Origin of the sequence: Comamonas aquatica (genome assembly GCF_018064205.1) — a bacterium.
Taxonomy (GTDB): Bacteria; Pseudomonadota; Gammaproteobacteria; order Burkholderiales; family Burkholderiaceae_C; genus Comamonas; species Comamonas aquatica.
Genome location: NZ_CP072916.1, coordinates 708,170 through 719,921, shown reverse-complemented (window position 1 = coordinate 719,921; position 11,752 = coordinate 708,170). Strand labels below are relative to the sequence as shown.

The 11,752-nt window shown below is 54.8% G+C and carries 9 protein-coding genes and 2 pseudogenes; 8 read left to right on the top strand and 3 right to left on the bottom strand.

Annotated features, from left to right (window positions below; translation table 11 throughout):
* Positions 1-5: 5 nt before the first annotated feature.
* Positions 6-1,727 carry a DEAD/DEAH box helicase gene (locus KAQ61_RS03340; protein WP_210930491.1) on the bottom strand — a complete coding sequence of 574 codons (1,722 nt, stop codon included), beginning with the start codon at positions 1,725-1,727 and terminating at the stop codon, positions 6-8.
* 243 nt (positions 1,728-1,970) lie between these two features.
* Between KAQ61_RS03340 and KAQ61_RS03335 the strand changes: the two genes are divergently transcribed.
* The 5 genes and pseudogenes from KAQ61_RS03335 to KAQ61_RS03315 all read left to right on the top strand — a co-directional run bounded on the left by KAQ61_RS03335 (position 1,971) and on the right by KAQ61_RS03315 (position 6,944).
* On the top strand, positions 1,971-2,456 hold the full coding sequence (locus KAQ61_RS03335; protein WP_210930490.1) for a hypothetical protein: 486 nt from the start codon (positions 1,971-1,973) through the stop codon (positions 2,454-2,456).
* Positions 2,353-3,288 (top strand): annotated as a pseudogene (locus KAQ61_RS03330) (IS5 family transposase). Before KAQ61_RS03335 ends, KAQ61_RS03330 begins: the two are co-directional and overlap by 104 nt.
* 97 nt (positions 3,289-3,385) lie before the next feature.
* Positions 3,386-3,904, top strand: coding sequence for a hypothetical protein (locus KAQ61_RS03325; RefSeq protein ID WP_210930489.1), 519 nt, complete (start codon positions 3,386-3,388; stop codon positions 3,902-3,904).
* A 113-nt stretch (positions 3,905-4,017) separates the two neighbouring features.
* Entirely contained in the window at positions 4,018-5,958 is a 1,941-nt protein-coding gene (locus KAQ61_RS03320; RefSeq protein WP_210930488.1) for a nuclease-related domain-containing DEAD/DEAH box helicase, read from the top strand.
* A 50-nt stretch (positions 5,959-6,008) separates the two neighbouring features.
* Positions 6,009-6,944 (top strand): annotated as a pseudogene (locus KAQ61_RS03315) (IS5 family transposase).
* Between the two features lie 94 nt (positions 6,945-7,038).
* Here KAQ61_RS03315 and KAQ61_RS03310 read toward each other — a convergent pair.
* Positions 7,039-7,272 (bottom strand): hypothetical protein, encoded by a 234-nt coding sequence (locus KAQ61_RS03310; RefSeq protein ID WP_210930487.1) that lies wholly within the window; start codon positions 7,270-7,272, stop codon positions 7,039-7,041.
* A 299-nt stretch (positions 7,273-7,571) separates the two neighbouring features.
* Positions 7,572-8,843, bottom strand: a complete 1,272-nt coding sequence (locus KAQ61_RS03305) for a tyrosine-type recombinase/integrase (RefSeq protein ID WP_210930486.1) — start codon at positions 8,841-8,843, stop codon at positions 7,572-7,574.
* 274 nt (positions 8,844-9,117) lie between these two features.
* Here KAQ61_RS03305 and KAQ61_RS03300 point away from each other — a divergent pair, with 274 nt between their 5' ends.
* The 3 genes from KAQ61_RS03300 to KAQ61_RS03290 all read left to right on the top strand — a co-directional run bounded on the left by KAQ61_RS03300 (position 9,118) and on the right by KAQ61_RS03290 (position 11,742).
* A complete protein-coding gene (locus KAQ61_RS03300) occupies positions 9,118-9,621 on the top strand; it encodes a low molecular weight protein-tyrosine-phosphatase (protein WP_210930485.1) in 504 nt (167 codons plus the stop codon).
* Between the two features lie 204 nt (positions 9,622-9,825).
* Positions 9,826-10,938 carry a substrate-binding domain-containing protein gene (locus KAQ61_RS03295; RefSeq protein ID WP_210930484.1) on the top strand — a complete coding sequence of 371 codons (1,113 nt, stop codon included), beginning with the start codon at positions 9,826-9,828 and terminating at the stop codon, positions 10,936-10,938.
* A gap of 192 nt (positions 10,939-11,130) precedes the next feature.
* The gene (locus tag KAQ61_RS03290; protein WP_210930483.1) at positions 11,131-11,742 is read left to right on the top strand and encodes a TRAP transporter small permease subunit; all 612 of its coding nucleotides are present in this window, start codon (positions 11,131-11,133) and stop codon (positions 11,740-11,742) included.
* Positions 11,743-11,752: the final 10 nt, after the last annotated feature.

The following is an 11,752-nucleotide window of genomic DNA, read 5'->3' as shown; positions in this document are numbered from 1 at the left end:
GTCTATTAATCGGTCCTAGCATCCCACGCCGCCAGCACCAGCCTTTGCGTGCGGTACTCGCCCAAATCGCGCAGCTCCTTGTTCTTGAGCACGCGGAACGTTTCGCTGGGGTAGGTGCTTTTGACCTTGGGCTCGGCCTTGGTGAGGTCGAGCCAGGATTCTGGAAGGTCTTCGTTGCTGCCACGGTAGGTTTGGCCGAGCTTGGCTGGGCACAGAAAGCCGTAGCGGGCGTTTTCGTCGTCATCGCCCGAGATGTCGTCGATTTCTCGGGGCGCATATTCCACCTGCGCCTGGCCTGAGCGCCAGACGGGGTGGTACTCCTGACCACAATCTCGGCAGAAATGCACGGGATAGAGCTGGGTGCCTTCTTCCTGACGGCCCGGCGCGTAGCGCTGGGCATCCAGTGTGATATGGCGCACTCCCTCGGGCTCCAACGTGGCCAGCACCTTACCGGGGCCACTGATGAACTGGTGTAGCTTGAACGCAAAGGGTGCACGGCCCTGAGGCGTTTTGACATCATGCGCGGCCACCAGGAAGCGCTGCAGCCCGGCACTGGCCTCTTCCAACGTACATTGGGCATCGTCAGCCAGGCGCTTTGCAGCATCGCCCAGCGTGATGGGCTTGGCCCGCCGGGGTGGCTCATCGAGGGGCAGTTCAATGCCAAGGCTCAATTCCACCCAAACGGCCAAGGGGTCGTCGCTGAATGCGGCAAAGTCCTGCCAGTGGTAACTCTCTTTCAACAATGCAGGCTTCAAGAGTGGTTTGACAGCCTGGATGTCCTTGGAGGGATTGGTGACCCGCTCCAGGGTCTCTCCAATCACGTCTTGCTCTGTGATCTGCGCGCCAAACAACAGGCTGGCGACGCTGGCAACAGTCTGATTTCTGTCGGCCTGCGTGCCCGTCGATGACATAGTGGCCGACGTGCCAATGCATACCAACTGAAGGGCCTGCAAGCGCTCGCGCAGACGCCGCACTAGCAAGGCCACGTCAGCACCCTGGCGTCCACGGTAGGTGTGTAATTCATCCAGCACCAGGAATTCCAGGCCCTGGCAATGCTCGACCACGCGCCTGTCCACATCCTCAAAACGGGTCAGGATCAGCTCCAGCATCATGAAGTTGGTGAGCAGGATGTCGGGCGGGTTGTTAGCTATCTCCTGCCGCTCAGTGGCACTCTCCTGCCCTGTATAACGCGCCACGGTGAAAGGCGCCTGATCTACTGGATACCCATGCAGAAACTTATCCAACTCCTCCAGCTGGCTGTTGGCCAGCGCATTCATCGGATAGATGACGATGGCGCGTGTGCGTTTTTGCGGGTCGGCCGCCTTAGCTTTCAGAATGCGGTCGATGATGGGTACAAAAAACGAAAGTGACTTACCCGAGCCGGTACCCGTTGTGACCACATAGCTCTGCCGTGACTGGGCCTTGGCCAATGCCTGGAGCTGGTGCACATACAAGTGCAGGTCCGCCGGCTTTCCCTCGGTTTTTCCAGTACGGAAGATGTCTGCGCAATGAGGGTGGAGCACGCCCTGCTCTACCAATTGCTGAACAGTCCCTTGCCGCTTGTAGTTGGGGTTGATCTGAATCAGCGGCTCTGGCCAATAACGGCCACGGTCGTACTCCTGCTCCACCGCGGTCAGGATGTCCTCGGCGGAAACCTTGGAGAAACTTCGAGAAAACGAGCTGTATTCGCTGATGAGCCGATTGCGGAAATCAAAGACGTTATCCATGCAAATTTCCCGCAGCGGGACAGAGTGATCAGAACCTCTTGCATTATGCAGATGTAACCAAGACGGGACTGCCGAAAATCCTGCAAATGAAAAGACCTGCAGAGGTGGGAGTGACGTACTTCTTCATCTGTCGGCTCTGGATGACTGCATCGGCGAAAATCGCTATCTGTCGCCACAGGGAAAAGCCAGGCGAGGCAAAAGGCGCTTGAAATAGTGCAATTCACACAGTCAAGGGAGATCCATATGACCATGGTTCGTGGCGTTCGCATCGTGGCTTCGCCCTGCTGTGGCGCGCAATACGCCTTGCCCAACTACATGTCGATGAACTTTTCGGCTTTTGCGTTCTGGACGGATGGCTGGCGCGACGGCTCGCTCATGCCCAACGACGAAGGCCTGCGCCGCTGTCAGTGTGGGCAATTTGTTCTTCTGAAAAACCTGGTCGAAGTCAGCACGGCGGACGACTCCACTCTTCCGTCCCTCGGCCATGTTTCCACCGAACAACTTCCTGAGTGCATTGCCAGCGCCGCCAGCGATGAGGTGGAGCTTGCCGCCCGCATTATGGTTTGGCACCACCTGAACGGCTTTGTTGCACAAACAGCCACCGCCCATCCAGTAGGCTTGCGGCATGAGTTCGAGCACCGACAAGCCCCAACGCCGTTACCGCACCACCAACTGGAAACAATACAACGCTGCACTCAAGGCACGTGGGTCACTGACCATGTGGTTTGACAAGCGCATGGCCTGGTTTGCCCAGGCCAGCGGCAAACGTGGGCGCAGCCCCAAGTTCTCGGATGCGGCCATTCAGTTTTGTCTGACCATCAAGAACCTGTTTGGCCTGGCACTGCGCCAAGCCACTGGCCTGGTGCAGTTACTGCTGAGCTTGTCTGGTTTGCACTGGCCTGTGCCCGACTACAGCACTTTGTGCAGACGCCAGCGAGATTTGGATATTCAGATTCCCTACACCCGCAGCCAAGCTAGCTTGCACCTGCTGGTCGATTCCACAGGCATCAAGTTCCTGGGTGAAGGGGAATGGAAATGCAAAAAGCACGGACCTGAGCGCCGTCGTCAATAGCGCAAGCTGCACATTGCTATCGATGCCCAGAACATGCAGCTTCGTGCCATTTGCGTCACCTCCAACGACGTCAGCGATGGCGCTGTGGTACCCGACTTGTTGGCACAGGTGCCTGACGATGAAACGATAGCCAGTTTTACCGGTGATGGTGCCTACGACACACAGCCAGTCTATGAAGCAGTGCTACGCCGTGGAGCCATCCCGATAATCCCACCTCGCAAGAGAGCCCGCATACGCAAAGGGGCAGCGTTTACCTACCGCAACGAGGCAGTGGTTGCCTGTAGGCGCTTGGGACGAAGGATATGGAAAGCCTGGAGCGGCTACCACCGACGTAGTCTGGTGGAAAGCAAGATGCACTGAATTAAGCGTCTGGGCGAGCGGGTGATGTCACGCACCTTTGAGCGTCAAGTGAATGAGCTGCACATCCGTGCAGCCATCTTGAATCGATTCACAGAACTGGGGCGCCCTAAGACGGTGGCTGTGGCATAGCTGCGTCTGGGGTTTGGGGTAGTACGTCTCAAACGGCTTTTATGCAGCAGCGCCATTGCGCAGCATAATTTCAACGTAATGATCTTGGGAGGAAATAGTGCACCCCGATATATTTATTGATGATTTTGAAATAACAGAAAATTCGGAAGAAATCCATGCTATTTTGGGGCGCTGTCTAATTTTTGCAACTAGGTTCGATAATTTGTGTGATCATGCCGCAAGGCTTTTGGATATAAAGACTTCTTGCGCAATCATTTTACCTAGTGAGAAGTTTGAAGAGTATGTGGCCGAGCTATTTGCAAAATTTTCAACATTGAACAACAATATTAACTCTTTGCCTATTGGGGATTCCGAAAAGAAAGTTCTTCATAAGGCTCGACTTGCAAGAAATGAACTTGCTCATAGTCTTGCAGTTGGCATGACAGGCTGCCTAGATATAAAAATTGATGAATGTAATTTCAAAATAAAAGTATCAAGGTTGATTTCTGATATTGCAGCAGGAGATTACGTGATATCAGCGATCCTTTCGTATCTAAGTAAGTCTCCCCTGATAAATTACTCTGAAAGTAACTATAGAGATCGAATAGTTAGATGGGTAGACGGTGTATCTGCCTAACAAATCACTCCAGCCGACTGCCTTCGGCGGCGGCTGAGTTTTAGCGTTAGCTTTCGTGAAAGTATGTGGCTCTGTAGCCAAGCTGGCACACACAAGATAGAGTGATTGAGTAAATGGCCGTTATTTACCCTGACATAGAAAACATTCAGCGCCTTAAAGTATCGCCAACTCCTGGTGAGTGGAATTTAATACATTACCTCAAAGATCAACTTGACGATACCTATGAGGTATTTTTTAACCCCTACTTAGACGGGGACAGACCCGATATTATAATTTTGAAGGAACATTGCTCCGCATTCATAATTGAAGTCAAAGATTGGGATTTAAAAAACTATAAAATTACAGAAAATAATAAATGGGAGGTTCATGATGGTTCAAAATTATCGAGAATAGCATCACCGCACTCCCAAGCTTTTCGCTACAAAAAGAACCTTTACGACCTGCATTTGCCAATAGTCGGCTTAGCAAGGCTCACAAACCCCAATTTTTATAATCTTGTTCATTGCTTTGTATATTTCCATAATTCAGAAAAAATCGCGATTGATTCACTGTACTTTCCGGCAGAAGAAGAGCATAGAGAAGAACAGTATAGAATAAATCAAGCTATCCGAGAAAAGAAGATGGCATTTGATTCATACGAGAAAGTGCGCACATATCTGGAGCGGAAAAAATATAATCTTCAAAGAGATAAGAATATGTCTTTTGGTAGCGATCGACTTGGTCATTTGGCAAAAAAGATCAAGCAGAGTTCTAAGCATGTTCTATTTGATGAAAATGTTTATCGGGATTTTAAACGGAGGCTTAGCCCCTCCAATCACACGCTAAATCAGGGAATCCCAATCAAATTTGACAACAAACAGCTACCCCTAACGAATAGTGAAAATGTAAAAGGAAAAATAAAAGGCGTTGCTGGCTGCGGAAAAACGTCTATTTTATCTCAGCGGGCTATCAATGCTCATCAAAGGCACGGTTCAACAGTTCTTATATTGACATTCAATATTACACTGAAAAATTACATCAGAGATAAGATTAGCGATATTCAAGGAAATAGGGATTTCTCAATATTTGAAATTTCAAATTATCACCAATTTTTCAACTCACAAGTCACTAATAGTGGCCAAGACTTTGGCGAGCTAATTGAAAGACATGGAATTGATAAGATTTATTCTATCGACATATTTCAAGATTTTGATGTACCAAAGTATCAAACAATTCTTGTTGATGAGATACAAGATTATCAATCAGAATGGGTAAAAATTATTAGAGACAATTTCCTCGAAGAAGACGGTGAAATGATTCTGCTGGGGGATGAATCGCAAAATATCTATCAAAGAGATTTTACCAGATCTCCCGTCATAGCCCAAGGCTTTGGAAGATGGATTAGACTTACTCGCTCTTATAGAACCAGCCTAGACTCCCCTTTAAATCAGTTATTTAAAGATTTTCAACTAAAATTCTTAATTGAAAAACACTCAGACATAGAAATTACTGACGTGAACCCGACTCAAGTTAGTATGGGTTTTAGTCTTCTGAAATATGAAGAGATTACAGTTAAAGACTGGAGGAAATCAGTTTTTGATTCAATAAGAGCCTATATCAAGAGCTACGATTTGCATCCAAATGATGTGGTTATTTTATCCTCAAAAATCTCTTTGGTTCGGCAACTAAATGAGTTATGGATAGAGAATGAGAAAACCCACTGCATGTTTGAAACATATGCGGAGCTTGCAACATGTGTCAATATGAAAATAGAAGATCTAAAGGAATTGAATGAAGATGAAATAAACACAAAAATAAAACAAAACCAAGAAAATGTTGACAGGGTGAGGCGAGCAAAGAAGAATCATTTTTACGCAAATAGTGGTCTAGTGAAGCTTTCTACTATTCATAGTTACAAGGGGCTTGAGTCAAAAACCGTTTTTTATGTGATGAGCGAAGATGACGATGCAGAAATCGTATATACCGCGATAACGCGCTCATCGGAAAATCTTGTGATTCTTGATGTTGGGAGCAACAACAAATGCTCTTCTTTTCTGAAGGGTAAAATTGATTGACATCGGCTTTGATGCACAAACAGCCACCGCCCATCCAGTAGGCTTGCGGCATGAGTTTGAGTACCGAGAAGCCCCAACGCCGTTACCGCACCACCAACTGGAAACAATACAACGCTGCACTCAAGGCACGTGGGTCACTGACCATGTGGTTTGACAAGCGCATGGCCTAGTTTGCCCAGGCCAGCGGCAAACGTGGGCGCAGCCCCAAGTTCTCGGATGCGGCCATTGAGTTTTGTCTGACCATCAAGAACCTGTTTGGCCTGGCACTGCGCCAAGCCACTGGCCTGGTGCAGTCACTGCTGAGCTTGTCTGGTTTGCACTGGCCTGTGCCCGACTACAGCACTTTGTGCAGACGCCAGCGAGATTTGGATGTTCAGATTCCCTACACCCGCAGCCAAGCTGGCTTGCACCTGCTGGTCGATTCCACAGGCATCAAGTTCCTGGGTGAAGGGGAATGGAAATGCAAAAAGCACGGACCTGAGCGCCGTCGTCAATAGCGCAAGCTGCACATTGCTATCGATGCCCAGAACATGCAGCTTCGTGCCATTTGCGTCACCTCCAACGACGTCAGCGATGGCGCTGTGGTACCCGACTTGTTGGCACAGGTGCCTGACGATGAAACGATAGCCAGTTTTACCGGTGATGGTGCCTACGACACACAGCCAGTCTATGAAGCAGTGCTACGCCGTGGAGCCATCCCGATAATCCCACCTCGCAAGAGAGCCCGCATACGCAAAGGGGCAGCGTTTACCTACCGCAACGAGGCAGTGGTTGCCTGTAGGCGCTTGGGACGAAGGATATGGAAAGCCTGGAGCGGCTACCACCGACGTAGTCTGGTGGAAAGCAAGATGCACTGAATTAAGCGTCTGGGCGAGCGGGTGATGTCACGCACCTTTGAGCGTCAAGTGAATGAGCTGCACATCCGTGCAGCCATCTTGAATCGATTCACAGAACTGGGGCGCCCTCAGACGGTGGCTGTGGCATAGCTGCGTCTGGGGTTTGGGGTAGTACGTCTCAAACGGCTTTTATGCAACAGCGCCAAATCAACACCCTAACGCGATCCGAGTATTTTTTTGACTTTTAATCAAAAAAATTTGGGTAAGTTTTGCCTAGAACTGATTTATCCAACAGCACCTTCCAGAAGTCCGCACTGCCGGGGTGATGCATGAACTTGTCAACCAAGCTCACAGCCTTCGCCTTGACCTCGGCAACCGCAGCGCGGGGAAACATCACGTTCCCATCTGCGGCGCCTGCATGACCCACGTTCATGGTCAGCAGGCGGTTTAACTTGGCAGAGACCTCTTGCGACGACAACTTGCCAACATCGCGCGAACTTGGTAAGTTGGCACAGTCTCCTGGATTGTTTGAGCCAGACCGCTCGGATGCTTGTGCATCGGCCCTGGAAAATCGATAGTTCAGGAGACTTTCTTTTGTAGCTACGCTGCAAATACCTGCGTTGAGTGTTGGTATCCCGACGCACCAAGCCCACGGGGCCGGGAAATCTCAGCAGGCCGTGTTGACTGGCTGGTTGAAGACCGGCAACGCGCCGCCCGTGGGCTTCTTGTACTGCAACCTAAGAACGCCGGCTATGGCCGAGAAAGCAAGCATGCGGTCTAAGCGGCCAGGGCTTCCAGCTTTTCGGCCAGCTTCGACAGCCACAGCAGGCGCTCCGCATCGTAGCTGTAGGCGTTGTACGTGGCTTCAATCTCGGATGGCACGTGGCCAAGGATGGCCTCTGCCACTTCACTCGGGCACCCAAGCGATGGCAGCATCGTGCGGGTCGTCCGGCGCAGGTTGTGCGGTGTCCAGTCTGTAACTGGCAGCACGCCCCTGGTTTTCCCCTCGCGTTTCGACTTCGGGCTGTAGGGCTGCAGGTCGTAGATATACGTCGAAAACGTGTGCTGCGTGTATGGCTTGTCGCCCACGCCGCGGAACAAGAACTCCCCCTTATCGGTATCTTGCAGCCGGCGCAAAACAATCTCCCTCGCGCGACCCAGCAACGGCACACGCAAGTCGGTTGCATCCTTGAATCGCGCGTTCTTGGTGAGTTCCTTCGGAACCGTCCACCACAAGACCCCCTCCTTCTCTGCAAGGTGCTCGGGCTTCATCCCCAAAATCTCAGACCCCCGCGTGCCTGTCCACAGGTACATCACCACTGTGTCAGCCCCAACCTTGTGCATGTTGGGCAGCCAGCGCAGCAGCAACCCCACCTCTTCCTCCGTCAGCGCCCGGCGCTTCTGGCCCACGTGCTTGCCGCCGATGATCTTCCCCTTGGACTTCAGCCGCCCCTTCATCACGGCCTGCCACCAGTTGGGCACATCCCCATCCAGGCGGCCGGCATCGAGTGCATAGTCCCAGGCCGCCCCCATAAGGGAGCGGAGCTTTTGGGCAATCGTTGGAACGTGCTTGCGCGAATCCAGCAGGGCAAACGCATGCTGACGCTTCACAAGATGGGCAGGCATCGCCGCAAGCTCGGGGGAACCATCAAGGGCGGACAGCAGGATGCGTGTAGCTGCTTTAGCACCGGCTGGCTTGCGCTCTTGCTCGATGTGCCCCTGGATGAAATCCAGCACCAGTTGGCGCACCCTGTACTCGTCGTCAACGGGCTCCTGCACAACAGGCTTTTTGGCTGCCTTCTTCTTTTCGGCCGGGTCGACCCCTGCCTCTTTGGATGTGCGCGCGCTGTCCCACTCCCGGATTGCTTCGTGCAGAGGCATATTTGGCCAGGCGCCCAGCTTCACCTGCTTCAGCCCTCTTGCACCCTTGTACCGATAGGTCCAGGTCTTGCCCTTTTTGTTGGCCAGCAACCGCAGCCCAGGGAACCCCTCGATTGCCATGTACTCGCCATCACTGAGCAGTTTCGCTGCCCTCGGGTCAAACACCATTCGCCACCTCGCTACGGGAATTTGCCAAATACTGAAAGATAGAATCAACCAAGCTCAACCACGCTCGGATGCGATCAAGTATAAGGCTGGTGTAGTTTTTGGTGTAGTTTTTCTGATTTTTAAAGCATTTTCAGAGGGCAATGCAGTTCTACCATTGAACTACACCCGCCTTGCAGGCGGACTGCCGGTTGACGGCAGAGCGCAAAGCGGACGCTAATCTAACACAAATGCATGCTGCCTCCCGCGCAGTCTCTGCGCATTTTCGGCCTCCCGTATGACCAATGACCTTCACCCCCTGCCCTACGCCGTTCTGATGGTCTGCATGGGGAATATCTGCCGCAGCCCCACGGCCCACGGCGTGCTGCGCGACATGGTGCACGCGCGGGGCTGGAGCGCCTGGCTGCGCGTGGATTCGTGCGGCACGCACGCCTACCACGTGGGCGAAGCGCCGGACCGCCGCAGCCAGAAGCACGCCCTGCAGCGCGGCTATGACCTCAGCGATCTGCGGGCCCGCCAGCTGACGCGCGAGGACTTCGAGCAGCACGACCTGGTGCTGGTGATGGACCACGAGAACCTGGCTCGCGCCCAGGCCCTGTGCCCTCCGACGCAGCGCCACAAGCTGCACCGGCTGACCGAGTTCTGCCGCGAGATGCGCAGTGCCGTGGTGCCCGACCCCTACTATGGCGGCGACCAGGGCTTCGAGCATGTGCTGGACCTGATCGAGGATGCCTGCCAAGGCGTGCTGTCCCACGTGCACAAAGAGCACTTGACACACTGAAGCACGTCCACGTCGCCGCACCGGCCGGGCTGGTGCCTGGATGGCACAGGTCTTTTCAGGCCAAGCTGAGCCCCGGCAGGCCTGCGCCACAACAGGGCTGCCCGCCTCCAAAGGCGGCCCAGGCATGAGGTCTCTGCCCGCAGGGCGCGGCAATCCCGTTAAGGTGCGCCCTTTGCTTTTTCGATCCAGGTATTCCGGTTCTCCGTGCATCGCATCCAACTTCACTACAGCCTGCAAGACAGCGCCTCCAGCCACATCATCCAGCACCCCTTGCTTGACATGCTGCAGGCGGTGGCCGACCAGGGCTCCATCTCCGGCGCGGCCCGGGTGCTGGGACTGTCTTACCGGCATGTCTGGGGGGCCCTCAAGAAGTGGGAAGAGCAGCTGGGCCGAGAGGTGATCCTGTGGGGCAAGGGCCATTCGGCCCAGCTCAACCCCTTCGGGCTGCGCCTGCTGCTGACGGAACGCCAGGCCCAGGCGCGCCTGGCGCCCCACATCGAAGCCGTCCAGGCCGAGCTGGAGCGCACCTACGCGCTGGGCTATGACGAGCACACCCCCATCCTGTCGCTGCATGCCAGCTACGACAGCGCCTACAGCCTGCTGCGCCAGTTTGCCGGCGCGCACCCGCAGCACGCCGTGCACCTGGACCTGACGCCCTGCGTCAGCGTGGACGCCCTGCGGGCCCTGCACGAGGGCCGCACCACCCTGGCCGGCTTTCACGTGCTGCAGGCGGCGGGCAAGCACTCCATGGCGGCGCACATCTACAAACCGCTGCTGCACCTGCAGCACTACCGCTTCATCCGACTGGGCCTGCGCGCCCAGGGGCTGATCGTGGCCGCGGGCAATCCGCACCAGCTGCACAGCCTGCAGGACGTGGCGCGCCAACAGGTGCGCTTTGTCAACCGCCCGCTGGGCACCGGCACCCGCGTGGTGCTGGCCGACCTGATGGCGCAGGCCCAGCTGCAGCCGGGCGACATCCTGGGCTTCGACGATGAAGAGCCCAGCCACAACGCCGTGGCCCAGGCCGTGGCCCAGGGGCAGGCCGATGTGGGCCTGGGCATTGCCTCCGCGGCGCAGGCCAAGGGCCTGGACTTCATTCCGCTGTGCCAGGAGCACGACCTACTGGTCTGCCACGCCACGCTGCTGCAGCACCCGGCCCTGCAAGCGCTGTGCACCCTGCTGCGCACGCCGGCCTGGCAAAACCGCCTGCACAGCCAAGGTGGGCACGACAGCACCGGCTGCGGCGACATCTACACCCTGGACCAGTGCCTGCCCTGGTGGACCTGCACACCTGTCACAACCGCAGCCAACACCTAGTAAAAACCCTGTATTTCACCCCATCCAGGCGTTAAAAATCCTGGATTTACACCTTCCCGTCACAAAGCCGTCAGCAACTGGGGGGTGCGCTCCGTAGAATCGCGCGACTGTGCATTCCTACACGTCTGCAAGAGGCGTCGGCCACACGTCGGCAGCCCACTTGCGGCACACATCGCGCTTTTTGGAGACACCATGCAAGCACTCTTACGACTCTCACGGGGTATCGACGGGCTCAACGCCTGGGTCGGTAAATATGTCATCTGGCTCATCCTTGCAGCCACCGTCGTCAGCGGTGTCAACGCGGTGGTGCGCAAGGTCTTCCACACCAGCTCCAACGCCTTCCTGGAAGTGCAGTGGTACTTCTTTGCAGCGTCCTTCCTGCTGGCCGCAGGCTATACCCTGCTGGAAAAGGAACACGTCAAGGTGGACGTGATCAACGCCCGCCTGTCCCTGCGCACGCGGGTCTGGATTGACGTGCTGGGCTTCGCCCTGTTCCTGACCCCCATGTGCGCCCTGGTGCTGTACTACGGCGTGCCCTTCTTCCTGCAGGCCTGGAACACCGGCGAAATGTCCAGCAACGCCGGCGGTCTGATCCGCTGGCCCGTGTACCTGATGATGCCCCTGGGCTTTGGTCTGCTGCTGCTGCAGGGCCTGTCCGAGCTCATCAAGCGCATCGCCTTCCTGATGGGCCTGATCGACGATCCCACCGTCAAGATCATGGAAAAGACGCCCGAAGAAGAGCTGGCCGAAGTCATCCGCAAGGCGGAAGAAGAAGCCGCGCGCAACGCCGCCAAGAGCGCCTGATCGCGGAGGG